This window comes from Rhodanobacter fulvus Jip2 (assembly GCF_000264315.1).
GTDB classification, from domain to species: Bacteria; Pseudomonadota; Gammaproteobacteria; order Xanthomonadales; family Rhodanobacteraceae; genus Rhodanobacter; species Rhodanobacter fulvus.
The window spans coordinates 122,815-148,845 of the sequence record NZ_AJXU01000031.1; the positions used below are offsets into that span (position 1 = coordinate 122,815).

The 26,031-nt window shown below is 69.0% G+C and carries 23 protein-coding genes; 17 read left to right on the forward strand and 6 right to left on the reverse strand.

All coding sequences use genetic code 11. The features are described from left to right. Positions 1-100: 100 nt before the first annotated feature. Genes UU9_RS08620 through mutM form a run of 5 tightly spaced genes read left to right on the forward strand, consistent with a single transcriptional unit; the run spans position 101 to position 4,316 of the window. Positions 101-862: an ABC transporter ATP-binding protein gene (locus tag UU9_RS08620; protein ID WP_007081358.1), complete on the forward strand. Its 762-nt coding sequence runs from the start codon at positions 101-103 to the stop codon at positions 860-862. Next, entirely contained in the window at positions 859-1,629 is a 771-nt protein-coding gene (locus tag UU9_RS08625) for an ABC transporter permease (protein ID WP_007081359.1), read from the forward strand. Before UU9_RS08620 ends, UU9_RS08625 begins: the two co-directional genes overlap by 4 nt. Continuing rightward, positions 1,629-2,984: a GldG family protein gene (locus tag UU9_RS08630; RefSeq protein ID WP_007081360.1), complete on the forward strand. Its 1,356-nt coding sequence runs from the start codon at positions 1,629-1,631 to the stop codon at positions 2,982-2,984. The genes UU9_RS08625 and UU9_RS08630 overlap by 1 nt, the downstream gene beginning before the upstream one ends. Further along, on the forward strand, positions 2,984-3,475 hold the full coding sequence (locus tag UU9_RS08635) for a hypothetical protein (RefSeq protein WP_040670634.1): 492 nt from the start codon (positions 2,984-2,986) through the stop codon (positions 3,473-3,475). Before UU9_RS08630 ends, UU9_RS08635 begins: the two co-directional genes overlap by 1 nt. Before the next feature lie 13 nt (positions 3,476-3,488). Next, positions 3,489-4,316 carry a bifunctional DNA-formamidopyrimidine glycosylase/DNA-(apurinic or apyrimidinic site) lyase gene (gene mutM / locus UU9_RS08640; RefSeq protein WP_007081362.1) on the forward strand — a complete coding sequence of 276 codons (828 nt, stop codon included), beginning with the start codon at positions 3,489-3,491 and terminating at the stop codon, positions 4,314-4,316. Between the two features lie 82 nt (positions 4,317-4,398). On the opposite strand, the gene UU9_RS08645 is transcribed toward mutM, so the two are convergent. The 3 genes from UU9_RS08645 to yihA form a co-directional block, all read right to left on the reverse strand. Next, positions 4,399-5,163 (reverse strand): hypothetical protein, encoded by a 765-nt coding sequence (locus UU9_RS08645; protein ID WP_007081363.1) that lies wholly within the window; start codon positions 5,161-5,163, stop codon positions 4,399-4,401. Between the two features lie 85 nt (positions 5,164-5,248). Beyond that, positions 5,249-5,947, reverse strand: a complete 699-nt coding sequence (locus UU9_RS08650) for a thymidine kinase (protein WP_007081364.1) — start codon at positions 5,945-5,947, stop codon at positions 5,249-5,251. Between the two features lie 14 nt (positions 5,948-5,961). Continuing rightward, a complete protein-coding gene (gene yihA, locus UU9_RS08655) occupies positions 5,962-6,621 on the reverse strand; it encodes a ribosome biogenesis GTP-binding protein YihA/YsxC (RefSeq protein WP_040670595.1) in 660 nt (219 codons plus the stop codon). A gap of 383 nt (positions 6,622-7,004) precedes the next feature. Between yihA and UU9_RS08660 the strand changes: the two genes are divergently transcribed. The 5 genes from UU9_RS08660 (at position 7,005) to UU9_RS08680 (ending at position 10,796) form a co-directional block, all read left to right on the forward strand. After that, positions 7,005-7,760: a c-type cytochrome gene (locus UU9_RS08660; protein WP_040670596.1), complete on the forward strand. Its 756-nt coding sequence runs from the start codon at positions 7,005-7,007 to the stop codon at positions 7,758-7,760. A 90-nt stretch (positions 7,761-7,850) separates the two neighbouring features. Further along, positions 7,851-8,741 carry a thiol:disulfide interchange protein DsbA/DsbL gene (locus UU9_RS08665; protein WP_007081367.1) on the forward strand — a complete coding sequence of 297 codons (891 nt, stop codon included), beginning with the start codon at positions 7,851-7,853 and terminating at the stop codon, positions 8,739-8,741. Positions 8,742-8,794: 53 nt separating this feature from the next. Next, positions 8,795-9,451 carry a thiol:disulfide interchange protein DsbA/DsbL gene (locus tag UU9_RS08670; protein WP_007081368.1) on the forward strand — a complete coding sequence of 219 codons (657 nt, stop codon included), beginning with the start codon at positions 8,795-8,797 and terminating at the stop codon, positions 9,449-9,451. A 95-nt stretch (positions 9,452-9,546) separates the two neighbouring features. Continuing rightward, positions 9,547-10,365, forward strand: a complete 819-nt coding sequence (locus tag UU9_RS08675; protein ID WP_007081369.1) for an endonuclease/exonuclease/phosphatase family protein — start codon at positions 9,547-9,549, stop codon at positions 10,363-10,365. Beyond that, positions 10,362-10,796, forward strand: coding sequence for a hypothetical protein (locus tag UU9_RS08680; protein WP_040670598.1), 435 nt, complete (start codon positions 10,362-10,364; stop codon positions 10,794-10,796). The genes UU9_RS08675 and UU9_RS08680 overlap by 4 nt, the downstream gene beginning before the upstream one ends. Here UU9_RS08680 and UU9_RS08685 read toward each other — a convergent pair. Beyond that, a complete protein-coding gene (locus UU9_RS08685; protein WP_007081371.1) occupies positions 10,701-12,293 on the reverse strand; it encodes a glycoside hydrolase family 17 protein in 1,593 nt (530 codons plus the stop codon). The two genes, UU9_RS08680 and UU9_RS08685, sit on opposite strands and share 96 nt — an antisense overlap. Positions 12,294-12,415: 122 nt before the next feature. On the opposite strand from UU9_RS08685, the gene UU9_RS08690 reads away from it, so the two are divergent. The 7 genes from UU9_RS08690 (at position 12,416) to UU9_RS08720 (ending at position 24,239) form a co-directional block, all read left to right on the forward strand. Next, the gene (locus UU9_RS08690) at positions 12,416-14,455 is read left to right on the forward strand and encodes a transglycosylase SLT domain-containing protein (protein ID WP_007081372.1); all 2,040 of its coding nucleotides are present in this window, start codon (positions 12,416-12,418) and stop codon (positions 14,453-14,455) included. 2 nt (positions 14,456-14,457) lie between these two features. Further along, a complete protein-coding gene (locus UU9_RS08695) occupies positions 14,458-15,396 on the forward strand; it encodes a complex I NDUFA9 subunit family protein (protein ID WP_007081373.1) in 939 nt (312 codons plus the stop codon). Between the two features lie 107 nt (positions 15,397-15,503). After that, positions 15,504-16,658 carry a beta-alanine-activating enzyme beta-propeller domain-containing protein gene (locus tag UU9_RS08700; RefSeq protein WP_050982420.1) on the forward strand — a complete coding sequence of 385 codons (1,155 nt, stop codon included), beginning with the start codon at positions 15,504-15,506 and terminating at the stop codon, positions 16,656-16,658. 44 nt (positions 16,659-16,702) lie between these two features. After that, complete coding sequence (locus UU9_RS08705) at positions 16,703-17,938, forward strand: multifunctional CCA addition/repair protein (protein WP_040670636.1); 1,236 nt, start codon at positions 16,703-16,705, stop codon at positions 17,936-17,938. 72 nt (positions 17,939-18,010) lie between these two features. Continuing rightward, entirely contained in the window at positions 18,011-20,188 is a 2,178-nt protein-coding gene (locus tag UU9_RS08710; RefSeq protein WP_040670637.1) for an LTA synthase family protein, read from the forward strand. A 134-nt stretch (positions 20,189-20,322) separates the two neighbouring features. Beyond that, positions 20,323-23,130, forward strand: a complete 2,808-nt coding sequence (locus UU9_RS08715) for a TonB-dependent receptor (RefSeq protein ID WP_007081377.1) — start codon at positions 20,323-20,325, stop codon at positions 23,128-23,130. After that, entirely contained in the window at positions 23,130-24,239 is a 1,110-nt protein-coding gene (locus tag UU9_RS08720; protein ID WP_007081378.1) for an NHL repeat-containing protein, read from the forward strand. The genes UU9_RS08715 and UU9_RS08720 overlap by 1 nt, the downstream gene beginning before the upstream one ends. A 38-nt stretch (positions 24,240-24,277) precedes the next feature. Here the strand turns inward: UU9_RS08720 and UU9_RS08725 are convergent, their stop codons facing one another. Further along, on the reverse strand, positions 24,278-24,682 hold the full coding sequence (locus UU9_RS08725; RefSeq protein WP_007081379.1) for a VanZ family protein: 405 nt from the start codon (positions 24,680-24,682) through the stop codon (positions 24,278-24,280). 8 nt (positions 24,683-24,690) lie between these two features. Further along, positions 24,691-25,884 (reverse strand): class I SAM-dependent methyltransferase, encoded by a 1,194-nt coding sequence (locus UU9_RS08730; RefSeq protein WP_040670599.1) that lies wholly within the window; start codon positions 25,882-25,884, stop codon positions 24,691-24,693. Positions 25,885-26,031 lie beyond the last annotated feature (147 nt).

Genomic DNA, 26,031 nt, shown 5'->3' on the forward strand with positions numbered 1-26,031 from the left:
ATGATACCAGTCGGTCAAGCGGGAAACGCTAACCGGCCGTTAGCTCTGGATGCATCCATGCCCTGTTGTCTAACAGTGGGGGCGCCGTGACAATCACGCAATGACCACGATCATCCCCTCCTCGCCGCCGGTCGTCCTGCAACTGGACCGACTCAGCCGCCGCCGCGCCGGCCGGCACGCCGTACGGGACCTCGACCTGTCGCTGCACGCCGGTCAGGTGCTGGGCTTGCTGGGCGTCAACGGGGCGGGCAAATCGACCACCTTGTCGATGATCGCCGGCGCCCTGCGGCCCGACAGCGGCGGCATCCGGTTGTGTGGCGAGGATTTCCTGGAACACCCGGAACTGGCCCGCAGCCGCATCGGCTGGCTGCCCGAACGCGCGCCGGTGTGGGCGGAACTCAGCGTCAGCGAGCATCTCGACGCGCACGGGCGACTGCGCGGCCTGAAAGGCGGCACCTTGCGTGCCGCCCGCGAACGCGTGCTGGACCGCCTCGACCTGCAGCCGCTGGCCCGCCGCCTGGCCGGCGTGCTGTCGCAGGGCCAGCGCCAGCGGTTGGGGCTGGCCTGCGCCCTGCTTCACCGGCCCGGGCTGCTGGTGCTGGACGAGCCGGCCAACGCGCTCGATCCGGTGCAGGCCGTGGCCTTGCGCGGGCTGATCCGCGAACAGGCCGCAGCCGGCACGGCGGTGATCCTGTCCACCCACCTGCTGGCCGAAGTCACCGCCGTCTGCGATCGCGTGGCGATCCTGCACGACGGCTGCCTGCGCCATGACGGCCCGGTGCAGGCGGACGATCACCAGGCGCTGGAACGCACGTTCTTCGAGATCGCGATGCACGGCGACGCCGCGGCGCGCGCCGCATGAGCGGCGTCGTGGCGGGTACGTTCGCGGTGGCACGGCTGGAATGGCGACGCATGCTGGTGCGCCCGCTGGCCTGGGTGCTGGCGGCGCTGACGCTGGCCTGGCTGGCGTGGAATTTCACCCTGTTGCTGGGCGGTTTCCTGGCCGGGCAGGTGCAGCGTGCCGCCTCGCCGGACGGGCCGGGTTTCACCGATCTGGTTGCGGTGCCGCTGCTGGGCCAGCTGGCGCAGCTGTCCTTCCTGGTGGTGCCGTTGCTGGGCATGTCAGTGATCGCCGGCGAGCGCCGCAACGGCACCCTGCCCCTGCTGTTTGCCGCGGGCCTGCCCGCCTCACGCATCGTGCTGGGCAAATACCTGGCGCTGCTGGGCTGGCTGCTGTCGTGGCTGGCGTTGACGCTGGCGATGCCGCTGGCCTTGGCGCACGCCACCGATCTGGACGGGGGCAAGCTGGCGGCCGCGACGCTGGGCCTGGCGCTGATGCTGGCCGCGCTGGCGGCGTTGGGTGTGGCCTGCTCCGCCTTCGCCTCGCATCCGGCGATCGCCGCCGCGGCCGCGCTGATCCTCGCGCTGGCGCTGTGGAGCGTGAACGTGGGCGCACAGATGGCCGGCATCAACGGCGGCGTACTGAACTGGCTGGCGATGAGTACGCATGAGCAACCGCTGCTGCGCGGGCTGGTTTCCACTACCGACCTGGCCTGGTTTGCGCTGCTGATCGTGGTGACGCTGGCACTGGCGTCGCGACGGCTCGACAACGAGCGGGAGCGCGGCTGATGCGCGCACTGTTCAGACGTCTGGACGGCTGGTTGTTCGCCGTGATGTTGCTGCTGGCCGCCGCTGCGCTGGGTTTTCTCAGCACGCGTTTCGCCCACGTCTCGGACTGGACCGCGGGTGGCCGCACCAGCCTGTCGGCGCAAAGCCGCGCGGTACTGGCAAGGCTGGATGGCCCGGTGGAAATCACCAGCTACGCCAGCCCGCAAAGCGACCTGCGCCAGACCGTGGCCGGCTTCCTGCAGCGCTACCAGGCGGTGAAACCCGACCTGCGGCTGCGCTTCGTCGATCCGCAGCAGGACCCGGCCGCGATGCGCAAGCTGGGCATCACCGTGGATGGCGCGCTGATCATCCGCTACGGCCAGCGCGAGCAGCGGCTGGACGAACTCTCCGAGCGCAGCCTCACCAACGCGCTGGAACGCCTGATCCGCGGCAGCGACCGCATGGTGGCCTTCGTCACCGGCGACGGCGAGCGGCGCGCCGACGGCAAGGCGAACGCCGACATGGGCACCTTCATGGCGCAGCTGGAAAGCCGCGGCATGCGCGCGGTGCCGCTGAATTTCAGCCAGGTCAGCGCGGTGCCCGAGCACACCGACCTGGTGGTGCTGGCCAGCCCCACGGTGGCGCTGCCGCCCGGCGCGGCGCAGGCCCTGGTCGATTACGTGCAGCGCGGCGGCAACCTGTTGTGGCTGACCGAGCCGGCGAACGACACGCTGGGCCTCGATCCGCTGGCCAGCGCGCTGGGCGTCCACGTGCTGCCCGGCGTGCTGGTCGACGGTTCCGGCGCCGCCCTGGGCCTGCACGATCCGCGCATCATCACGCGCGGCGACTACCCGGCGCAGGCGATCACCCACGGCTTCACCTTCACCACGCTGTTTCCGCAGGCGTCGGCGCTGGCGCAGGTCAGCCAGCGCGACTGGGCGGTGGCGCCGTTCCTGCGCTCGGGCCCGCAAAGCTGGACCGAGTTCCAGCCGATCGCCAACGATGCCACGTCGGATATCCGCTTCGATGCGGCCGCTGGCGAGTTGAAGGGGCCGCTGGATTTCGGGCTGGCGTTGAGCCGGCTTTCGCCCAGTCCGGACAAGAGCGAGCAGCGCGCGGTGGTGATCGGCGACGGCGATTTCCTCTCCAACACGTTCCTGGGCAACGGTGGCAACCGCGCGCTGGGCGAGCGTGTGTTCGACTGGCTGCTGGGCGACGACAAGCTGGTCGACCTGCCGCCGCGCGGCGCACCGGACCGGCTGGTGCAGATCTCGCAAGGCGGGCTCAACGCGATCAGCGTGGGCTTCCTGGTCGTGCTGCCGCTGCTGTTGCTGCTGATCGGCGGCACCATCGTGTGGCGTCGGCGGCGGCGCTGATGACGCGCGCCAGCCGCCGTCGCCTTACCCTGCTGGCCGCGGTGGTCGCACTGCTGGCCGCGGCGGGATGGCAATGGCAGCGCGACGCGCAGGCCGCACCCGGCAGCTTGCTGGCGCTGGACCCGGCCTCGGTCGATCGCATCGCACTGGCCATTTCGGGCGCGCCAGCGGTGCACTACGAAAAGCGCGACGGCCACTGGTGGATCGTGGATGGCACGCCCCGCCGCACCGATGACGGACGCCTCGCCGAGCTGGCCGATACCGCCGCCGCCAACGTGCTGAGCTGGCGGCCGGCCAGCGATTTCCAGCCCGCAAAGATCGGCCTGGTGCCGCCCGCCGCCGTGCTTACCTTGAACGGCCAGCGCATCGAATTCGGCGAAACCTCGGTCACCGGTCCGCAGCGCTGTGTCCGCGTGGGTGAGCGCATTGCGCTGGTTCCCGCGCACTACACGCCGCGGCCGCCCACCGGCCACGTCACCGATCTGCACTGACCGCGGAACCTCCGTGCCCGAACTCCCCGAAGTCGAAACCACCCGCCGCGGTATCGCGCCGTACCTGATCGGCCGCCGCGTGCTGGGCGTCACCCTGCGCCGGCCCGACTTGCGCTGGCCGATCCCGCCGCAGATCACCACCGTGCTGCCCGGCCAGCGCATCGAGGCGGTGGAACGGCGCGCGAAGTATCTGCTGCTGCACACCGAGGCGGGCAGCGCGTTGCTGCACCTGGGCATGAGCGGCGTGCTGCGCGTGCTGCCGCCGGACGCGCCGGTGGGCAAGCACGATCACGTGGATATCGCGCTGGAACGCACGCCCGCGCAGGCGCCGCGCATCCTGCGTTTCACCGATCCACGCCGCTTCGGCTGCCTGCTGTGGCAGGCGCCGGGCGAAACCCACGAACTGCTTGCCGGCCTCGGCCCCGAACCGCTGACCGATGACTTCGACGGCGACCTGCTGTGGCGCCGCTCACGCGGGCGCAAAGCGGCGGTAAAGCTGTTCCTGATGGACAACGCGATCGTGGTGGGCGTGGGCAACATCTACGCCAGCGAGGCGCTGTTCGCCGCCGGCATCGACCCGCGCCGCGCAGCCGGCACGGTGTCGCGCGCCCGCTACGGACGGCTGGCCGCCGAGGTGAAACGCATCCTGGCGTGGGCGATCGAACGCGGCGGCACCACCTTGCGCGACTTCATCAGTCCGGACGGCGCGCCGGGTTATTTCTTTCGCGAGCTCAATGTTTATGGCCGCACCGGCGAACCGTGCCACGTCTGCGGTACGGCGATCCGCCAGGTGACGCTGGGGCAGCGCTCCACGTTCTGGTGCCCGCGTTGCCAGCGGTGAATCGGGAATCGGGAATCGGGAATCGGGAATCGGGAATCGCAAAAGCATCGCCCACAGGGTGGGTTGCTGCACATCCATGGCTTCAATCGGGCCAATGGAAAGCTACGTAGGTGTTGTTGAACTGCGGGTCGTCGGCGCTTCCGCCGGGTTCGGCCACCATGTCGGTGGACAGGCCGTCGACGGCGAGTTCCTGCCCGGCGCGGAAGTGGCCGCCCATCGACAGGAACTCCATCAGCCGCTCGCACATGCTGCCGGCGCGGTCCAGCTCGCTTTCGGGCACGTTGCGCACGCTGAGGTCGGGGCGGCCGAACTTGCGCATGCCGCGGGTGCGTACCCAGGAGCGGTCGGGCGTTTCATCGGCGTTGCACAGGATCAGCACGTGATTGCGCGGCGGCGCACCACCCGGCACCAGGTAGCGCTGGCGCCACTGGTCGGCGCTGAACAGGCTGAGGATCTGCGGGTCGAGGATCGAGGTGCCGCCGACGTCGAGCAAGCCGGCCAGCACGCCCAGCGTGTCGTGCAGGTAGTCGAGGCTGTTGCGGTCGTCGATCTCGCCGCGCACCACCAGCACCTCGGGCGCGATGCGCGCCTGCTGGGCGACCTCGGGATTCTCGGTGTGCAGGATTTCGCCCAGCGCGCTCTGCAGCGGGTAGCCGTCCCACTGGCGCAGCACCGCGTTCTGGAAGCGCTGGATCTCGATGCCCTGGGGCAGGCCCGGGCTCTGGTAGCGCATCGACGGGATCACCAGCTCCGCGTCGAACTTGCCGAACACGTAGAACACCAGCACGGCTTTCTCGTCGCCCGGAGTCCAGTACGGGCGCGGCCAGGCGGGGCTTGTCTCGGTCATGCGGGATTCCTTGGAATGCGCGAAAACGGTGGGCGGTCGGTCAAGGTAACGGCAGCATTGTCGCCAGCGGGTGAGCCCGGCACTGTCATCGCGGCTCACCCAGCGGCAACACGGGCTGCTGCAGTTCGATGGAGCCGTCGCCCTGGCTGATCTTCTTGAACTCGGCGCGGCTCACCGAGACATAGCGCTCGTTGCCGCCGATCTCAACCTGCGGGCCATCGGTGACGGCGCGGCCGAGCTCGTCCACGCGCACCACCATGGTGGCCTTGCTGCCGGTGTGGCAGATGGTCTTGATCTCCTGCAGCTCGTCGGCCCAGGCCAGCAGGTACAGGCTGCCCTCGAACGGCTCGCCGCGAAAATCGGTGCGCAGGCCGTACGCCAGCACCGGGATGCGCAACTGGTCGACCACGTCGCTGAGCTGCCACACCTGCGCCTTGGCCAGGAACTGCGCCTCGTCGACAAACACGCAGTGCAGCGGGCCGTGCGCCGCGATATCGGCCTGCACCAGGGCCAGCAGGTTTTCATCGCCGCCGAAGCGGTGCGCATGCGCCTTCAGGCCGATCCGCGATGCCACGGTGACATCCTCAGCCAACTTCCCTTCTCCCGCTCGCGGGAGAAGGTGGCCCGCAGGGCCGGATGAGGGCGCGTCGTGCCCTCGGGTATCCACATCCGGTTTCAGGATCAGCGTGCGCATGCCGCGCTCGCGATAGTTGTACGCACTCTGCAGCAGCGTGGTGGTCTTGCCGGCATTCATTGCCGAGTAATAGAAATAGAGCTTGGCCATGGCGTGCGCAGGCGTCAGCGTTCGTGGTTCGGATGCGCACCTTCGCGCGGCGTGCGCAGCAGGGTCATCACCGCCTCGCGCGCCTCGTCCACGCCGGTGCCGGCGGACGAGGAAAAGATCTGCGCGGTGGCGTGCGGGCTGTTGCTGGCGAAGCCCTTGCGCAGGGCAGCCAGCGCCTGCGTGGCGGCGCCGCGCGACAGCTTGTCGGCCTTGGTCAGCAGCACGTGGCAGGGCAACTGGGTGGCGAAGCAGAACTCCAGCATCATCCGGTCGAACTCCTTCAGCGGATGGCGGATGTCCACGATCAGCACCAGCCCGCGCAGGCTGCGGCGCTGGTGCAGGTAGGCGTCGATCTCCAGCTTCCAGTGATCGCGCATCTCCATCGGCACCTTGGCGTAGCCGTAGCCGGGCAGGTCGATCAGGCGTACATCCAGCGGCGGTTGGCCGTCGACCTGTACCGGCGGCGGCAGGCTGAAGGCCACCATCTGCTGGGTGCGCCCGGGTGTCTTGGAGGTGCGCGCCAGCCCCTTGTGATTGGTCAACGCATTCAGCGCGCTGGACTTGCCGGCGTTGGAGCGGCCGGCGAATGCCACCTCGGCGCCCTGGTCGGCAGGCAACTGGCTGATGCGATGGGCGGCGAGCACGAACTGCGCGCCCTGCAAGAGTCTGCTCATGATGTCCAGATGCCCCGCGTTGTCGTCGAGTGGCTGCCAGGTGGCAGTGCGCGGCGCAGCGCCTGACTGGCCGTCAGGTCAAGCCGCGCGCTGCCGCCTGACGGCCACTCGACGGCAACCCTCCGGGCCGGGTCTGTTTGCGCGCAGGCCGGCGTCATCGCTCGGTCGTGGACGGACGTCCACTTCCTCACTCTTTCTTGGCCTGCGCGCAAACAGCTCCCGGCGCGGGGCGTCTGGACATCACGAGCAGGCTCTGAGGGATTCGACATGGGGATGGTTTGACCAAGGTACGGTGGCACAGGGATAATTCTGCGGTTTCTGCCGATCGCGGGCCTATGGGCGCAATCAACGGCAGTGTCTGCAGTCTCTCGGGAGTCAATTGTATGAGTTTTCGGTCCGCCGGTTTTCGGCCAGCTGTTCTCGGGGCCGCCGTAGCCCTTGCCTTGGTGCTGTCCGGCACGACCATGGCGCAGGATGCCCAGCCGGCTGCCGCCACCACGGCGGCCCAACCGGCCGCCGCTGCTGCGCCGGCCGTGGCTGCCGCGCCCGCCGCAGTGAAGCCGGGCGACGCCACCGCCGGTCAAGCCAAGGCCGCCGTATGCGGCGCCTGCCACGGCATGGATGGCAACTCCGCCGATGCGCAGTACCCGAAGCTGGCGGGCCAGAGCGAGCAGTACATCGCGCGCCAGTTGATCGATTTCAAAACGGGCAAGCGCCAGAATCCGATCATGATGGGCATGGCCGCGCCGCTCTCCGAGCAGGACATGCATGATCTTGGCGCCTACTTCGCCACCCAGAAGCCGCTGCCCGGCGTGGCCGATCAGGCGCTGGTCGAGCAGGGCGAGACGCTGTACCGCCAGGGCGATTCCAGCCGCGGCATCCCGGCCTGCATGGCGTGCCACTCGATCGACGGCAGCGGCAACCCCGGCGCGATGTATCCGCACCTCGCTGGCCAGCATGCGCAGTATGTGGAAGCCACGCTTAAGTCCTGGCACGACGGCACCACCTGGAATGACGATGTCCGCGGCAAGATCATGCCGTCGATCGCCGCCAAGCTCGACGCCAAGGACATCGCCGCGCTGGCCAGCTACATCGAAGGGCTGCACAGCGCCGACACCGAATCGACCACCCAACCCTGATTCCCCGTGCGCCGGCCCTGTGCCGGCGCTTTCGGTTTGGGCCCCACTCTGGCGTTTGCTCCCGCTGCGCCACACCCGTCGAGGTGATCCATGTTGAAACGTCTGCCGCTTCTTTGTGCCGCCCTGCTTGCCCTCGCGGCCTGCAGCAATTCCAGCGACACCACCAGCGCACCGACCGCCGCCCCCGTGGCAGCGGCCACCGCTCCCGCACCGGCAGCCCCGGCCAGCGTGGCGCCAGCGCCGGCGGCGACCGCCACCACCATCATGGCTCCGGCCATGGCCAGCACCGCGCCGGCGCCGGAAAGCGCCGTCGAACCGGCGCCGGCCGCCACGGTCGCCAGCAATGCCACGCCGTTCGTTGACGACGGCAAGTGGGTCGAAGGCAAGAACTACTTCCTGATCGAACCGGCGCAGCCCACCAGCCAGCCGGGCAAGGTCGAGGTCACCGAGGTGTTTTCCTACGGCTGCCCCGCCTGCAACGCGTTCCACGCCACCGCCAACCAGATCGCCGCCAGCCTGCCCGCCAACGCGGTGATGACCTACCTGCCGGCCTCGTTCAACCCGCCGGAAAACTGGGTGATGCTGCAGCGCGCGTACTTCACCGCGCAGGCGCTGGGCGTGGCTGAAAAGGGCAACGACGCCATGTACGACGCGGTGTGGAAGACCCGCGCGCTGAGCGCGATGAATCCCGCCGGCACCGGCCTCAAGCCCGCCAGCGCGCTGCCCACGATCGCCGATGCGGCCAAGGTCTACGCACCGTTCGGCGTGGACCCGAAGGAATTCGAGGCGGTGGCCGCCTCGTTCGCCACCAACCTGAAAATGAAGCGCGCCGATGAGCGTGTGAAAGCGCTGGGCATTGAACAGACGCCCAGCATGGTGGTCAACGGCAAGTACCGCTACACCGTTGGCAGCGCCGGCGGCTATGCGCAAACGGTCGAGTTGACCCGCTGGCTGGTGGCAAAGGAAGCCGCCGGCAAGTAAGTCGCGCCCGGCACTTGAGGCGGGTCGCGAAGCCACCCATATCGAGAGGTCACATGAAGACATTTTCCCGCTTGCGCGTGTTGACCCTGGCCACCGGCCTCATGCTTACCGCCGCCTGCACCGCGCAGCCCGGCCCGGCCAAGCCTGCGCCCTATACCGAGGGCTCGGAATACGTCACCTTGCCCGCGCCGAACCAGCGGCTCAGCGATGACGGCAAGGTCGAGGTGGTGGAGATCTTCTCCTACGGCTGCGTGCACTGCGCCCACTTCGCGCCCATGGCCGACAAGCTGCGCAAGGAATTGCCCGCCGGCGTGACATTCAAGCTGTTGCCCGCGCCGTTCAGCGCGGAATGGCTGCCGTATGCGCGCGCCTACTATGCCGCCAAGCAGTTAGGCGTGGTTGAACGCACGCACCAGGCGCTGTTCGATGCGAAGTTCAAGCAGAACTATCCGATCAACTCGCTGGACGATCTGGCTGATTTCTACGCGCGCCAGGGCGTGGATCGTGCCGAATTCCTGCGCATCGCCAACTCCGACGCGGCCACGGCCGCGATGAAAAGCGACCTGGACCTGATCCGCCAATGGCAGGTCGACAGCACGCCCACCATCGTGGTCGACGGCAAATACCGCATCACCGGCGTGAAGACGCAGGAAGAAATGGCCGATGTGGCGCTGTGGCTGGCCAAGCGCGAGCTGGCCGCCAGGAAATAGGCCCGGCATCGGCCGGCACGCGCGTTCACGTTTGCTGATCCATGCTTGGCATTACATCGGCCCGCCGACTGCCTCCTTTCCAACGATGTGATGCGATGAACCGCGCCGTACCCACCACCAGCAGCCCCGCCAGCGGCAATGAACGCCGCTTGCGCCTGCTCAGTTGCAACATCCTGGCGGGCGGCAGCGTGCAGCGTTATCGCGAGTACGTCACCCGCAGCCTCAGCGCCGTGCTGCCCGGACGCAGCAAGATGGACAACTTGGACCGGCTGGCCGAGGTGCTGCCGCAGTTCGACGTGATCGGCCTGCAGGAAGCCGACGCCGGCAGCCTGCGTTCGGGTTTTCTCAACCAGACGCGCTACCTCGCGGAAACCGCCGGCATGCCGTTCTGGAGCCACCAGCCCAACCGGCCGATGGCGCGGCTGGCGCATTCGGCCAATGGCCTGATCAGCCGGATGGAGCCGCACGCCGTGCTGGATTACCCGCTGCCCAGCCGCATCCCCGGCCGCGGCGCGCTGCTGGCGCAATTCGGTGAGGGCCCCAATGCGCTGGCGGTGATGATCGCGCACCTGTCGCTCAGCGCCGCGGCCCGCGCGCAGCAACTGGGCTTCATCGCCGAGCTGCTGCAGGATTTTCCGCACGCGGTGCTGATGGGCGACCTCAACACCGAGCCGGGCAGCACCGAGATGGCGCGGCTGTTCGCCAAATGCAGCCTGCAGCCGCCCGCGCAGGCCACACCCACGTTTCCCAGCTGGAAACCGCGGCGGGCGCTGGATCACATCATCACCTCGCCCGGCATCGTGCTGGACAAGGTCTGGGCGCTGCCACAGGCGTTCTCCGACCATCTGCCGCTGGCGGCGGAAATCCGCTTGCCGGCCAACGTCGGCAGCGTCGCCAACGGTCACCGCGAATGACGGCCAGCGCCGGACGACGGTGGCGAACCGCCCTGCCCTGGCTGCTGCTGGCGCTGGTGGGCGTGGGTGCCGCGGTGCTGCGCTACGGCCTGATCGAAAGCAGTGCGATGGGCCAGCTGTGCGGCGCCGCCGACGGCCCGTGGTGGTGCACCGTGCGGCAAGGGCTGGTGCTGGGTTTCCTGCACGACATCTACGCCATCGCGGCACTGATCGCCGCCGCCGCGGCGCTGCTGCGCCGAAGCGCATGGCTGGCGTGGCTGGCCGCGGCGCTGGGCGTGTTTGCGCTTGAACTCTATTGCTTCGAAGCGGGCGCGCTGGCCCTGCTGATCGGCTGCCTACGCCTGCTGCGCTGGCAGGCCACGCCGCCGCGCAATGCGCCACCAGCCGAGCAGCACCGGCACGGCCAGCAGCAGGTTCAGCCCCAGCCATAACCAGCTGGCCGGATTCAGGCCACGCTCCTGCACCAGCACGATAGTGCCCAGCAGCAGCAGGGCGACGGCCAGGAATCGCGCCTCCAGCAACGGCGCCGATGTCGCGCGCGGGCCCAGCCACGCGGCCAGCGCAAAACCCACGCAAGGCAGCGCGAACAGCCCCAGCGGAAAATCGCGATAGCGGCCATCGAACACCAGCAGCAAGCCGTAGAAAGCCAGCACAAACAGCCAGCCGAAGCGCACCGGCAGCATCGGCAGTTGCGCCCGCTGTTCGCCATCCAGCCGCGCCGCGATCCAGCGCGCCAGCCACAGCGCGGTGCCCAGCGCGCAAAGGCAGGCGAAGGTCGAGACGCTCCATTCCCAGGCGTCGCGACAGGCGTAGGCCATTTGCCGCGCCTGCCACGCCAGCGCGCCGCCACTGGCCCAGCCGGCCAGCATCAGCGCCAGTCGTCCGCGCCAACGCCGCCGCCAGCCACCGACCAGCACGAACAGCAGCGCGCCGGCGCCCGCGGTGGCTTCGCCGATCCACCAGCGAGGCTCTTCCACCACCGGTCCCTGCATCGGGAATTTGGCTTTCGCCTGCGCGTCGAAGATGCCCCAGTAACCGCCGACGGTGCCTTCCTGCGCCCGCTTCCAGGGTTGGTCGAACGCCTCGATCACGTTGTACGGCAGGTTCACCTTCGCCGCGTAGCGCAGGAACTCGCGCAGGTAGCGCGCCTCGTTGATCACGCTGGCGGCGGCCCGCTGGCGCGGCCGGCCCGCGCTGGGCCAGCCGGTTTCGCCGATCATCACGCGCCGCCCGGGAAACGCCTGCTGCACCCGGGCGTAGACCTCGGCCACGTGTTGCACCGCGCGCTCCGGCGCCACCGGCTTGTCTTCCCAATACGGCAGGATGTGGATGGTGATGTAGTCCACCGATGCGGCCAGTTGCGGGTAGCGCAGCCAGAACTCCCACACGTCGGCGTAGGTCACCGGTGCGTCCACCGCGTCGCGCACCTGGCGCACGTAGCCGGCCAGCGCCGTCGCCGACAGCTCGCCGCGCAGCAGGACTTCATTGCCCACGACCACGCCCCGCAGGGCCTGCGGTGTTTCCCTGGCCGCGGCGATGCCCAGGCGCACCTGTTCCGCATTGGCCTTCGGATCGGCACCCAGCCAGATGCCCATCAGCACTTTCATGCCGTGGCGCGCGGCGATCCGCGGCACTGCGCTCAGACCCTGTCCCTGCGAGTACGTGCGCACGCAGTCGAAGCGTTGCGACAACACCTGCAGATCGGCATCGATCCGCTGCGGGCTGATGAAGGCATGGGGATCGAGCGGGGTTTCCCCCGCTTCGCGGAACGGTGCGTAGGAGACGCAGGAAATCCGCGCCGACGGCGCATCCGGCAACGCCACCGGCCGCCCTTCAACCCACCAGCCCAAGCCGACCGCCAACGCGGCGAGCAACAAACCCAGCCAGACGAACACCTGCGGGTAGCGGGGCAACGATGGGGACGGCATGCCGATCCTTGGTGGGTTGGAGCGCGGGAGCGCGCCAGTTTAGCAGCGCCGGCGCCGCGGCCTTCACGGCGGAGGTACGGGACGCATCCACTACACTGGGGATCGGCCAAAGAGGAGCTTCCATGTTTTTGAGTGCAGCGCCACGGCGCTTTATCTGCGGGTTGCTGGCGGCGGCCGGCGCGCTGCTGGCCGTGCCGCAGGCGCAGGCCGCGGCTTCCATCGATGCCCAGCGCATCGCGTTCAAGCAGGCCTACGCCGCCGCCAATCAGGGTGATCCCGGCTGGCGCACGCTGGCGGCCGGCCTGCACGACTACCCGCTGTACCCGTACCTGCCGGCCGCGGCGCTGGAACACGACATCCGCCTGATCGATCGCGCCGCGGTCGAGGATTACCTGGCGAGCTACCCCGACCTCATCCCCGCCGCCGACCTGCGCCGCGATTTCCTGCGCGAGCTGGCGCGACGCAACGACTGGGCCGGCTTTACCGCGCTGTACCAGCCCGGCCTGGGCGACACGCTGGCCTGCGACGCGCTGCAGGCCAGCCTGGCCGGCGGCGGCACGCTCGATTTCCAGCGTGACCTGGCCGCGTTGTGGGCCAAGCCCGACCTGCCCGGCGCCTGCGATCCGGTGCTGAGCGCCGCGCACGACCAGGGCCTGCTGACCACGGCGCGCTTGTGGGACCGGATCGATCGCGCCGCCGAAGCCGGCAAGGCCGGCACCGTCGCCAGCCTGGCGTCCTGGCTGCCTGCCGCCGATCAGCCCACCGCGCTGCACCTGGCGCAGGCCTGGCGCGACCCGGCCGCCGCCGTGGCGGCCGCATCCAGCTGGACCAGCAGCGAGCGCAACACCCGGGCCGCGACGCTGGCCCTGACGCGGCTGGCGCGACGCCAGTCCACCAGCGCGGACGCGGGCTGGCAGACGCTGCAGGGCCGCTTCCCGTTCAGCGAGGCGCAGCGCAACCACATCCTCGCCACGCTGGCCCTGTTCCATGCCACCGATTTCGACGACCGCGCGCTGGCGCGGCTGATCGCCCTGCCGCCCACCGCGCAAACCGACGCCACCTTCGAGTGGCGCGCCCGCGTGGCGCTGGCGCGACAGAACTGGCCGGCGGTGATCGCGGCGATCGAGGCGATGCCGGCAGCGCTGCGCCAGGACGGCGAATGGCGCTATTTCCATGGCCGCGCCCTGGCCGCACAAGGCCATGCCGCCGAGGCGAAAAATCAGTTCAAGACGCTGGCGGACGAAGCGACCTTCTTCGGTTTCCTGGCCGCCGACGAGCTGGGCCAGCCGTACGCCATCTGCCCGCTGACGCTGGCCGACGACCCCGCGCGGCAGGCCTCGCTGCTGGCGCTGCCCGGGTTGCAACGCGCGCTGGAGCTGTTCGCGGTCGACCTGCCGAAACCGGCGCGGCGCGAATGGAACCGCGCCCTGCAAGGCGCCGACCAGGCCACCGTGCGGGTTGCCGCCGCGCTTGCCAACCAGCGCGGCTGGTACGACCGCGCCGTGTTCGCCTTCAGCAGCGGCGACGCGTTGCGCCTGTACGACCTGCGTTTCCCGCTGGCCAGCCAGGATGGCCTGGTGCCCCAGGCCGAAGCGGCCGGGATCGATCCAGCGTGGGCCTACGGCATCCTGCGCGCGGAAAGCGCCTGGATGAGCGACGCCCGCTCCGGCGCCGACGCCCGCGGCCTGATGCAGCTGTTGCCCAGCACCGGCGCGCTGGTGGCACGGCGCAACGGCATGACTTGGGGCGGCGGCGACACCCTCTACGACCCGGTCACCAACATCGCGCTGGGCACGCGTTATCTCGCCCACATGGCCTCGCGCTTCGACGGCTCGCCATGGCTGGCCAGCGCCGGATACAACGCCGGCCCCAACCGCGTCGACCAGTGGCTGGCGGCGCGCGGCACGCTGGCGCCGGACGTCTTCATCGCCAGCATGCCGTTCAAGGAAACCCGCGAATACGTGGCCCGCGTGATGGCGTTCAGCGTGATCTACGACTGGCGCCTCAACGGCACCGTGATTCCGCTGACGACCCGCCTCAGCACCATCGGCCAACCGTATGCGACAGCCGCGGCGAACGCCGCACGCAAGGCCGTCAGCTGCCCGTCCAGCGCGGCCCCGGCGGCGGCAACGTCGGTCGTCAGCGCGGCCGACGGGCGTTGAGCATGCCCGCCCAACAACTCGTCGTGCTCGGCGGCACCGGTTTCGTCGGCCGTCACCTGGTGCCGCGACTGGCCGCCGACGGCCATCGCGTCGTGGTGCTGAGCCGCAACCGCGAGCAACATCGCGAGCTCGGCGTGCTGCCCGGGGTGCAGGTACGCAGCGCCGACGCGCACGATCCGGCTGTCCTGCAGCGCGAACTGGCCGGGGCCGATGCCGTGATCAACCTGGTTGGCATCCTCAACCCGCGCGGCATCCACAGCTTCGAGCACGTGCACGTGGAACTGGTCGAGAAGGTGATCGAGGCCTGCCGCGCCAACGGCGTGACCCGGCTGCACCAGATGAGCGCACTGAAGGCCGGCCAGGGCCTGTCCAACTACCTGAAGTCGCGCGGCCAGATGGAGGCGCGCGTGCGCCAGTCCGGCCTGGACTGGACGCTGTACCAGCCCAGCGTGATGTTCGGCGAGGGCGACGGGCTGGTCAGCCGTTTTGCCGGGCTGCTGCGCCAATTGCCGGCGCTGCCGCTGGCGCGTGCCAAGTCGCGGCTGGCGCCGACCTGGGTGGGCGATGTGGCCACTGCGATCGCCCGCTGCGTCGACAACCCGGCGCTCGGTCGCCAGCGCTGCTTCGAGCTTTACGGCCCGGATGTGTTTTCGCTGGGCGAGATCGTGCGACTGATCCGTGACGCCAGCGGGCGCCGCACGCCTATCCTCGCGCTGCCCGACAGCCTCGGCCGGCTGCAGGCGCAACTGGCCGAACTGCTGCCGGGCAAGCCCTTCTCGCTGGACAACTTCCGCTCGCTGCGCACCGATTCGGTGGGCAAGACCGACGGCTATGCGATGCTGGGCATCACGCCACAGGCGTTCGCCCCCTGGCTGCCACGGCTGTTGCAGGAGCCCGCGCGCCAGCGGCGCCTGTCCGCGGCACGTTCGCTGCGACGCTGACGATACCGCTGCACGCATGGCGTGCGCTTTTTCCCCGGCAGGCCTTCTGTCGGGGATCACCTGAAGGGGAGTTGCGAATGTCGTCGAGTGGCTGGATGCGAACGGTGATGTTCATGGTCGTGGCGTGGGGCGGCGTGCTGTGCGCGCCGGCGGCGCGGGCGGGCATGTTCGGCTGTGTTCCCGAGCGCAGCGGGGTGTGCGCCACCAGCGGCTGGCGCGATGCACTGCTGAACGCCGACGCGCCCGGCCTCATCGCGCCGACGTGGCGATTCCAAACCGGTCGACTGAACCGCTCCAGCCCGGCGGTGGCACACGACACCGTCTACGTCGGCAGCCACGACGGCAACCTGTATGCGCTGGGCGCGGGCGATGGCAAGGCGAAGTGGGCGCTCCAAACCGACGGCGAACTCGCCTCGTCGCCGGCCACCGACGCCACCTCGGTATACGTTGCCGCGGGCGACGGCACGGTCTACGGCATCGACGCCGCCAGTGGAAAGCCGCGCTGGACTTTCCGCACCGGCAAGCCGCTGCCGCCGCCGTACATGGGCTGGGATCTTTATCAATCCTCGCCCATCGTCGCCGATGGCGTGGTCTACGTGGGCAGCGCCGATGGCCGCGTGTACGCACTCGCCGCGGCGGACGGCAAGCCGCTGTGGTCGTTCCAGACCCAGGCCCGCGTGCGCGCCACGCCGGCGCTGGCCAATGGCGTGGTCTACGCCGGCAGCATGGATGGCAGGCTCTACGCGCTGGACGCCCGCAGCGGCAAACCGCGCTGGACCTTCAAGACCGCGGGCAACGCGCAGTTCCCGCTGGGCGAGGTGCAATCGTCACCCGCCGTGGCCGGCGACACGGTGTATTTCGGCAGTCGCGACGGCTTTCTCTATGCACTCGATGCCCACACCGGCGCCAAACGCTGGGCGTTCGACAACAAGGGTTCCTGGGTGATTTCCAGCCCCGCGGTGGCCGACGGCATGGTCTACGTGGGCACCTCCGACGCGCATACCGTGCTGGCGATCGACGCGGCCAGCGGCAAGCAGCAATGGTCGTTCGATGCCCGCGGGCGCGTGTTCTCCTCGCCGGTGGTAGTGGGCAAGGCCGTGTACGTGGGCTTGTGCGATGGGGAGCTGGTGGCGCTGGACCGGCCCACCGGCAAGCTGCTGGGCTACGTCTCCACCGAAGGCACGATCTACTCGTCGCCCGCGGTGCACGAGAGCAGCGTGTATTTCGGCAGCGACGACGGCTTCATCTACGCTGCCCGCTGACCGTCATGACGGTGCGCATGCCCGGCGCGTGGCAAGATCGCGGCATGCGTATCTATCTCGTTGGCGGCGCCGTCCGCGATGCCTTGCTGGACCGCCCGGTGGTGGACCACGACCACGTGGTGGTCGGCGCCATGCCGGACGACCTGCTGGCGCTGGGTTACCGGCCGGTGGGCAAGGATTTTCCCGTGTTCCTGCATCCGGACACGGGCGAGGAATACGCGCTGGCGCGTACCGAACGCAAGACCGGCCGCGGCTACCACGGCTTCGTGTTCCAGGCCGATGCCACGGTGACGCTGGAGCAGGATCTGGCGCGCCGCGACCTCACCATCAACGCGATCGCCCGCGATGAACACGGCGCGCTGACCGATCCGTTCCACGGCGTGCGCGACATCGAGGCGCGGGTGCTGCGCCACGTGTCGCCCGCCTTCGTGGAAGACCCGGTGCGGGTGTTGCGCGTGGCCCGTTTCGCCGCCCGCTTCGCGCCGCTGGGTTTTACGGTGGCCGCCGAAACCATGGCGCTGATGCAGCAGATGGTGCGCGATGGCGAGGTCGATCACCTGGTGCCCGAACGTGTCTGGGCGGAAACGCGCAAGGCGCTGACCGAGCCGCAGCCTTCGGCCTTCCTGCGCGTGTTGCGCGAAGCCGGTGCTCTGCGCGTGCTGTTTCCCGAAGTGGATGCGCTGTACGGCGTGCCGCAGCGCGCCGAGTTCCATCCGGAGATCGATACCGGCGTGCACGTGGAAATGGTGCTGGATGCCGCCGCGAAGCTGGCACCGCGCAACGATCTGGTCGGCTTCTGCGCGCTCACCCACGACCTGGGCAAGGCGCTGACGCCGGCCGATGCGCTGCCACGCCATATCGGCCACGAACACCGCGGGGTGGCCCCGCTGCGCCAGCTGGCGGCGCGGCTGAAAGTGCCCACCGAACATGCGGCGCTGGCCGAGGCGGTATGCCGCGAGCATCTCAACGCGCATCGCGCGTTCGAGCTGAAACCGGCCACCGTGGCCAAACTGCTGGCCTCGCTGGATGCGTTGCGGCGCCCGGCCCGGCTGGACGTTTTCCTGGCCGCCTGCATGGCGGACAAGCGTGGCCGCCTTGGCCACGAGGGCGACGCCTACCCGCAGGCGGATTACCTGCGCGAAGCCTGCGCCGCGGCCGCCGCCGTCAATGCTTCCACCTTCGTGGCGCAAGGCCTGGCCGGGCCGGCGATCGGCGCGGCGATGGAGCGGGCGCGCATCGATGCCATCGCCACAGTGAAAACTAAGCTTCCAGCAAGCTGATCGCGCTATAAAGCCGCCACGCTGAGCGCCCACCCGGGCCGCCGATCGACCCCACGCTTGCTGGAGCTGCCCGTGTCGCGCACCTACCCGCCCTCTTCAACGTTGCGCCAGCGCTTCCGCCCGCTGCTGTGGCTGGGCATCGTCTTCCTGGCGATCGCGTTCGTCACCCGGGTGGTGTTGCTGGTGATGTCCGGCGCGGAAGTGCCGCACACGCCGGGCAACCTGCTGTACGCCTTCGGCGTTGGGCTGGGCTACGACCTGATCACCTTCATCTACGTGGCCTGGCCGATGGTGCTGTTCCTGTGGCTGGTGCCGACGCGGACCGGGCGCATGCGCGGGCTGTGGCGCTGGCTGCTGTGCGCCGCCGCGCTGGCGCTGACCTGCGCCCTCTGCCTCGTGCTGCTGCACCGGATGTACCACGCCAGCTTGAGGACCACCTGGCCGGCGATCCTGCCGTTCCTGTTCGTGCTGCCACTGACCGCGTTCACCTATACCTCGCGCGCCGGCCAGTGGGTGCTGTACGGCTTCGCCCTGCTGCTGCTTTACGGGCTGCTGTTCGTGGCGGCATCCGAGCTGGTGTTCTGGAACGAGTTCAGCGTGCGCTTCAATTTCATCGCGGTGGACTATCTGGTCTACACCACCGAGGTGATCGGCAATATCCGCGAGTCGTACCCGATCGGCCGCTGGCTGGCCCTGCTGGTGGTCGGCGCGCTGGTGCTGTTTGCGATCAGCCGGCGCGGCCTGCGTGCGCGCGATGACGGCAGCCGCTTCTGGCAGCGCGGCAAGGTGGCGCTGTTGTGGCTGGTGCTGACCATCATCTCGGTCGCCGCGGTGAACGGCGGCATGAAGGACCGCACCGGCGACAACTACGTCAACGAACTGGCCGGCAACGGCATCTACCAGTTCTTCAACGCGTTCCGCAGCAGCCATCTCGACTACGCGAAGTTCTACCGCACCCTGCCGGAGGACGAGGCATTCCGCCGCGTGCGCGCGATGCTGAAGACGCCCAACGCCACCTACGTCAGCGACGATCCGCGCGACCTCACCCGCGCGATCCGCCATGCCGGGCCGGAGCAGCACCTCAACGTGGTGCTGATCAGCGTGGAAAGCCTGTCCGGCGATTACCTGGGCACGTTCGGCAACAAGGAAGGCATCACGCCGTACCTCGATGCGCTGGTCGACCAGAGCCTGTTCTTCGACAACCTCTACGCCAACGGCACGCGCACCGTGCGCGGGCTGGAAGCGTTGTCGCTGTCGGTGCCGCCCACGCCCGGCGACTCGCTGCTGAAGGAGAAGAACAACGAAAACCTGTTCTCGCTGGCGGACATCTTCAACGACCGCGGCTACCAGTCGGACTTCGTCTACGGCGGCTACGGTGAATTCGACAACATGAACCAGTTCTTCGGCAGCAACGGCTACCGCACGGTCGACCGTCGCGACATCCCGAAAAGCGCCACGATCCACAGCGAGAACGTGTGGGGCGTGGCGGACGAGGATCTGTACACGCTGGCGCTGGGCCAGATGGACCAGATCCACGCGGCGGGAAAGCCCTTCTTCCTGCACATCATGACCACCTCCAACCACCGGCCGTACACCTTTCCGGAAGGCCGGGTGAAGCAGGCCGAGCACACCCGCGCCGGCGCGGTGGCGTACACCGACTGGTCGATCGGCGACTTCATCCGGCGCGCCCGCGAAAAACCCTATTTCGCCGATACCGTGTTCGTGATCACCGCCGACCACTGCGCCTCCAGCGCGGGCAAGACCAGCGTGCCGATCAACCGCTACCACATCCCGCTGTGGATCTACGCGCCGGCACACATCAAGCCGCAGCGGGTCGAGCGGCTGACCAGCCAGATCGACATCGCGCCCACGCTGCTGGGCCTGCTCGACTTCAGCTACCGCTCGCGCTTCTTCGGCTACGACGTGTTCCAGCTGGAACCCGGCCGCGAGCGCGCGTTCCCGGCCACCTACGAAAAGCTGGGCTATCTGCACAACGATGTGCTCACCGTGCTGGAACCCGGCCGCAAGCTGGAGCAGATGAAGCCGGACTACATCACCGGCGACGGCACCGCGATCACGCCGCAGAACGAGGAGCAGATCGCCCAGACGATCGCCTACTACCAGGTCGCCAGCGACCTGTTCAAGCGCGGCAAGCTGGTGCGCCGGCCGGACGATGCCACGCCGGTGCAACCGTTGCCGCCGCCGGCTCCGGTGGCCCCCGCAACGGCCAGCAGTACAAGCGCGCCGTAAACGCCTCACCGGCGGGCGGGCATGTCCGCGGCATGACGCGCGTGAGACAGCGTTGTCACGCCCGTGTCCGCGATACGTAACGCCGCCTCCCCAAGCTGCGCGGATGTCATTCGCGCCTCAGGGGAACGCCATCCATGTCTTCATCCATCATCGGACGCCTGCGGCGTGCGTCGCTGTGGCTTTCGCTGGGCGTGGCGCTTGCGCCCTCGCTCGCATTGGCCGATCCCGCGCCTGAACTGAACGGCCGCGTCACCGACAGCACCGGCAGCCACGGCTTCCAGGGCGCCCGCGTGCGCGTGGTCGAGCTGGGCCGCAGCATCGCCACCGACGCCGACGGCCGCTTTCATCTGGACGCGCTGGCACCAGGCACGTACACGCTGGCGGTCGACTATGTCGGTGCGCCGGAAGTGCGCCGCACGGTCACCGTCGGCACCGAGCCGGCCAACATCACCATCCCGATCGGCGCCGACGTGCGGACGATGGATAACGTGCTGGTGATCGGCTACGCCGCCGGCCAGGCGTCGGCGATCAACCAGCAGCGCAACGCGGACAACTTCCGCAACGTGGTGTCGGCCGATGGCATCGGCCAGTTCCCCGACCAGAACGTCACCGAAGCGGTGCAGCGCCTGCCCGGCGTGTCGATCGCGCGCGACCAGGGCGAAGGCCGCTTCATCGTGGTGCGCGGCATCGACCCCAACCTCAATGCGGTCAGCATCGGCGGCGTGCGCGTGCCGTCGGCCGAGAAGGACGCGCGCCAGGTGGCGCTGGACGTGATCCCGTCCGAGCTGATCTCCGGCATCGAGGTCAACAAGACGCTGACGCCAGACATGGATGGCGACGGCATCGGCGCCTCGATCAACGTCAAGACGCTGTCCGCGTTCGACCGCGGCAACGGCAACGGCATGCACGGCAGCGGCAAGCTCGAAGGCGGCTACAACACGTCGCGCTCGCGCTGGAGCCCCAAGGGCGGCTTCAGCTTCTCCGACACCTTCGATGCCGGCGGCGACAACAACCTCGGCCTCGCCATCGGCGGCTCCTGGCAGAAGCGCTACCTCGGCACCGATGGCGAGGAAACCAAGGACGGCTTCGTGCGGCGCGAAGCCCCCGATGGCAGCGAGTACCGCATCCCGGAACGGCTCAGCCAGCGCCGCTACGAAGTGGAGCGCGACCGCAAGGCGGCCACCGCCAACATCGACTGGATCGTCAGCGACAGCACCAGCGTGTACCTGCACACCTTGTTCAGCGATTTCCGCGACAACGAGGATCGCCAGCAGAGCCAATATCGTTTCGACAAGGGCGACGTGGCCACGCTCGATGCGGAAGGCGGCACGTTCAGCGGGGGCCGCATCGACAAGCAGGTGAAGCTGCGCGTGGAAACGCAGCGCATCCAGTCGTATGCGCTGGGCGGCCAGACCATGATCGACCCGTGGACGATCGACTACGAACTGGCCTGGTCCAAGGCCGACGAGGCCGAAAAGGGTCACATCGAGGCCGAATTCCAGGGCAAGCAGGACATCGGCATCCGCAACCCGCTGGGCACGCGGCCCACCGCTTATCCGCTGGATGCGGACACCTTTGCCGACCCGGACACCTATACGTTCGACAAGCTGACCATCGACGACAGCCAGACCACCGACGTCGAACGCTCGGCCCGGCTCGACCTGCGCCGCGAGCTCGACCTGTCCAGCGGCAGCGCCTTCATCAAGTTCGGCGGCAAGCTGCGTCGTCGCAGCAAGGACACCAACCCGGATACCTACACCTGGGAATACGACGGCGACGACGACCTGCCGCTGACCGGCTTTGTGCGCCCGGGCGTCGACTGGGGCTTCGGCGACTTCGGCCCCGGCATCGCCGCCGGCCCCGTTCGCGACTATGTCGGCGCGGGCCTGCCCGGTTCGGTGCTCAACCAGGAAGACACCGAAGCCGATTCCCGCGGCGGTGATTTCGACATGCGCGAGAACATCGACGCCGGCTACCTGATGGGCGGTTATGAAACCGGCAACTGGCACTGGGTCGGCGGCGCCCGCGTCGAGCGCACCGACTTCACCGCGCACGGCGTGCGCATCCTGGCCGACGACGTCTCCGACGAGGTGCAGTTCCTGCCGGTCTCCGCGCGCAAGCGCTACACCGACGTGCTTCCGCAGTTGAACCTGCGCTACGACCTCAGCCCGCAGTCACTGCTGCGCGCGGCGGTGACCCGCAGCGTGGCGCGCGCCAATTTCGGCGACCTCTCGCCGGGCAGCGAACTCAGCGTCGAGCGCGACGACGACGGCAACGTCGAACACCGCGAGATCTCCACCGGCAACCCACTGCTCGATCCGTACCGCTCCGACAACATCGACCTGGCCTGGGAGTACTACCCCAGCGGCCTGGGCGCGCTGACCGCGGGCGTGTTCTACAAGCACATCCGCAACTACGTGGTGAACGTGGACCTCGCCGGGCGGGGCGCCTACGCCGACTACGACAAGGCCGAGACGGTGGTCAACGGCGACAGCGCGAAACTCTACGGCCTCGAGCTCTCGTGGACGCGGAAATTCGAGAACGGTTTCCTGCTCAACACCAACGCCACGCTGTCGCACAGCAAGGCCACGCTGGGCCTGCGCGAAGGCAGCATCCCGCTGCCGAACCAATCGAAACTGCTGGCCAACCTGGTGCTGGGCTACGAACGCGGGCCGCTGACCCTGCGCCTGTCCAACGCCTGGCTGGGCAAGCGCCTGATCGCCATGGACGATCCGGCCGACCCCGCCCAGGACATCTACGAACAAGGCCACCTGCAGGTCGATCTGTCGGCCAAGTGGCGCATCGCCAAGGGCTGGCGCGCCTATGCCGAGGTGGTCAACCTGACCGACCGCCCGTACGCGGCGCGCTACGGCTCCGGTGGCTTGCTGCAATACGAAAAATACGGTCGCGTGTACAACCTTGGCGTGGAGGCCAGTTTCTGATGACCCATCAACCGCTGCTCAAATCCCTGCCGCTGCTGTCGGCCCTGCTCGCCCTGGGCGCCTGCGGTGCGGACCACAACGCCACGCCGGCGCCCGCGCCCGCCAGCACCGCCACAGCCAGTGCCGCGGCCGCCGCCAGCCCCGTCGTCAAGGAGGCCTTCATTACCGCCTCGGCCGAAGCGGACAACATCGACTCCGTGGCCACCTGGCATGCGCCGGACGGCAGCGCGCGCCTGTACGCCACCGCCAAGCACACCGACGCCGTGCGCGTTTACGACGCCGAAACCGGCAAGCCAATCGGCAGCATCGGCAGCCCGGGCAGCGGCGCGGGCCAGTTGAGCCGGCCGAACGGCATCGCGGTGATCGACGACCGCCTGTTCGTGGTCGAGCGCGACAACCACCGCGTGCAGGTGTTCGCCCTGCCCGATGGCAAACCGCTGGGCAGTTTCGGCGCGGACGTGCTGAAGAAACCCTATGGCCTGTGGATCCGCGCCGTCGACGGCGGCTACGACGTGGACGTCACCGACGACTGGATGGCCGAGGACACCAGCGAAGCCGATGCGCACAAGCGCGTGCTGCGCTTCCGTGTCGGTGCGGGCAAATCGCTGGACGCGCAGCAAATCGGTGCGTTCGGCGAGGCGGATGGCGCCGGCCGCCTGCATGTCGTTGAATCCATCTGGGGCGATCCGGTCCACGACAACCTGCTGGTCGCCGAGGAATACGAAGCCGCCGGCTCACGCCTGAAGCTGTTCGACCTCAAGGGCAACTACCGCGGCCGCGACGTCGGCAACGGCATCTACCGCCATCAGGCCGAAGGCATCGCGCTGTACGCCTGCACCGACGGCAGCGGTTACTGGATCGGCTCGGACCAGTCCGTCACCGACCAGCGCTACCTGGTATTCGACCGCGTCAGTTTCGATTACCTCGGCGCGCTGCGCCCCGCCGAAGCCAGCAACACCGATGGCGTGTGGCTGGACCAGCGGGCGACGGCGCGTTTCCCGGCCGGCGCTTTCTACGTGGCGCACAACGACCACGCGGTGGCCGCTTTCGACTGGCGCGATATCGCCACGCCGCTGAAGCTGCGCACGGACTGCACGCTGGCGCCCTGAAACCGGCGGCCGCACCGGCCACGGTCGCGGCGACCGGATCAACCGACGCGCACGAACCTTGCCTCGATGCCCGCCAGCACGCGGGCCAGTGGCGTGCGCAGCAGCAACAGCGCCACGAGAATGCCGATACCGTCCGCCAGCACATCCCAGGTGCTGGCATCGCGCGGCGGATCCAGCCACTGCGCGAATTCGATGAACACACCGAACGCGAGGCAGCCCAGCGCGATCCCCACCCAGGCGCGGCGACCGCGGTAGACATTGCCCCACCAGCCCATCAGGCCGCAGAACGTACTGGCATGCAGCAGCTTGTCGCCGTAAGTGAACGTCAAGGCAATGCTCGGGTCCGGCGTGAGCGCCATCCACATCACGAACAGCATGATCGCGCCGCCCAGCGCCACCCAGGCCCGATGCCAGCGCAACCGTGCGGACGTCTGGACGTCCATCGCATCGATCAAAGCCGCCCACCCTGGTCGGACGCCATCAGCTCGGCAGGCAAGGCCAGCACGTCGAGCCCGCGCGCCAGCAGCATCGCCTGGAAGCGCTCGCCCATCTGGTCGGGCAGCATCAAGGTCTTCACCTGCTGCGCCAGTCGGTAGCGCGCGTGTTCGTCCACCGCCTGCGCCTGTTCGCGCTCGAAGATGGCCTGCAGGCCGGCGCCGATCAGGAACTGCGCCTGCGGCAGATAGGCGGCCACGGCAAAACCGGCGCTGTTGCCGGCCTCGGCCAGCGCGGTGAAATCGACCGAGGCGGTGAGGTCGTTCAGGCCCGGCAGGTATAGCGGATCGTTGTGCGCGTGGTGGCGGTAGTGCGCCATCAGCGTGCCGTCGTCGCGCTCGGGCAAGTAGAACTCGCGGCGCACGTAGCCGTAGTCGATGAACAGCATCAGCCCGGCCACCAGCGAACCGGCGACGGCCTGGATCCAGTACGGCAGCTGCGGCAGGATCTCCGACCGGTAGCCGGCGGCGAACTCGCTGCCGATATCGCGCTCGACATGGCGCACGGCGCCGCTCACCAGCGCATCTGCGGGCCGATCGACACGCAGCAGACGGCCTTCGCCATCGAGCGCCACGTATTCCTCGTACACCTCACCGTCGCGCAACGTGAAACGGGTGGCCGGCAGCGCGTCGATCACCTCGTTGGCGAACAGCACGCCACGCCAGTCCTGCTCGGGCGGACGATCCAGCCAGCGCACGCGGGCATTGAGCTCCGCCGGCAGGCTGGCAGCCAAGCGTTCGCGCTGGCGCTGGCGCAGGTCCGCGCTGGGCTCCAGGATCAGGTAGTGCCGCGGCAGCGTGCCGCTGTCCGCGAACGCCAGCAGGGCCGCTTCGGCAAACGCGCCGCTGCCGCCGCCCAACTCCAGGAAATCCGCCTCCTCGCCCAGCGAAACCAGCGTGGGCTGCAGCGCGTGGACCACGCAACGCGCAAACAGCGACCCCAGTTCGGGCGCGGTGACGAAGTCACCGGCGGCGCCGAACTTGGTGCGGCCGGCGCTGTAATAGCCCAGCCCCGGCGCGTACAGGCAGCGCTCCATGTATTGCGAGAACGGCAGCGGCCCGTGCGAGGCGATCATCCCGCGCAGCAGCTGCAGCAGATCGTCGGAGTGCGCGCGCTCGTCGGCGCTGGGTTCGGGGAGTCGGGAGGGCATGCGGGCGGGCCGGTTCGGCAAAGGCGCAAGGATAGCCGATGCATCGTGACGGCCAGCCCGGCACAAGCGCAGCCTGTGCGTGACGCCCGTGCCCGTGCCCGTGCCCTTGCCCTTGCCCTTGCCCTTGCGATTCCCGATTCCCGATTC

Coding starts and splice junctions, on each gene's coding strand:
- UU9_RS08715 (WP_007081377.1), top strand. CDS start 20,323: ATGTCTTCATCCATCATCGGACGCCTGCGGCGTGCGTCGCTGTGGCTT.
- UU9_RS08660 (WP_040670596.1), top strand. CDS start 7,005: ATGAGTTTTCGGTCCGCCGGTTTTCGGCCAGCTGTTCTCGGGGCCGCC.
- UU9_RS08635 (WP_040670634.1), top strand. CDS start 2,984: ATGACGCGCGCCAGCCGCCGTCGCCTTACCCTGCTGGCCGCGGTGGTC.
- UU9_RS08670 (WP_007081368.1), top strand. CDS start 8,795: ATGAAGACATTTTCCCGCTTGCGCGTGTTGACCCTGGCCACCGGCCTC.
- UU9_RS08680 (WP_040670598.1), top strand. CDS start 10,362: ATGACGGCCAGCGCCGGACGACGGTGGCGAACCGCCCTGCCCTGGCTG.
- UU9_RS08720 (WP_007081378.1), top strand. CDS start 23,130: ATGACCCATCAACCGCTGCTCAAATCCCTGCCGCTGCTGTCGGCCCTG.
- UU9_RS08705 (WP_040670636.1), top strand. CDS start 16,703: ATGCGTATCTATCTCGTTGGCGGCGCCGTCCGCGATGCCTTGCTGGAC.
- yihA (WP_040670595.1), bottom strand. CDS start 6,621: ATGAGCAGACTCTTGCAGGGCGCGCAGTTCGTGCTCGCCGCCCATCGC.
- UU9_RS08690 (WP_007081372.1), top strand. CDS start 12,416: ATGTTTTTGAGTGCAGCGCCACGGCGCTTTATCTGCGGGTTGCTGGCG.
- UU9_RS08725 (WP_007081379.1), bottom strand. CDS start 24,682: ATGGACGTCCAGACGTCCGCACGGTTGCGCTGGCATCGGGCCTGGGTG.
- UU9_RS08695 (WP_007081373.1), top strand. CDS start 14,458: ATGCCCGCCCAACAACTCGTCGTGCTCGGCGGCACCGGTTTCGTCGGC.
- UU9_RS08630 (WP_007081360.1), top strand. CDS start 1,629: ATGCGCGCACTGTTCAGACGTCTGGACGGCTGGTTGTTCGCCGTGATG.
- UU9_RS08700 (WP_050982420.1), top strand. CDS start 15,504: ATGTTCATGGTCGTGGCGTGGGGCGGCGTGCTGTGCGCGCCGGCGGCG.
- UU9_RS08675 (WP_007081369.1), top strand. CDS start 9,547: ATGAACCGCGCCGTACCCACCACCAGCAGCCCCGCCAGCGGCAATGAA.
- UU9_RS08730 (WP_040670599.1), bottom strand. CDS start 25,884: ATGCCCTCCCGACTCCCCGAACCCAGCGCCGACGAGCGCGCGCACTCC.
- UU9_RS08645 (WP_007081363.1), bottom strand. CDS start 5,163: ATGACCGAGACAAGCCCCGCCTGGCCGCGCCCGTACTGGACTCCGGGC.
- UU9_RS08665 (WP_007081367.1), top strand. CDS start 7,851: ATGTTGAAACGTCTGCCGCTTCTTTGTGCCGCCCTGCTTGCCCTCGCG.
- UU9_RS08625 (WP_007081359.1), top strand. CDS start 859: ATGAGCGGCGTCGTGGCGGGTACGTTCGCGGTGGCACGGCTGGAATGG.
- UU9_RS08620 (WP_007081358.1), top strand. CDS start 101: ATGACCACGATCATCCCCTCCTCGCCGCCGGTCGTCCTGCAACTGGAC.
- UU9_RS08650 (WP_007081364.1), bottom strand. CDS start 5,947: ATGGCCAAGCTCTATTTCTATTACTCGGCAATGAATGCCGGCAAGACC.
- UU9_RS08685 (WP_007081371.1), bottom strand. CDS start 12,293: ATGCCGTCCCCATCGTTGCCCCGCTACCCGCAGGTGTTCGTCTGGCTG.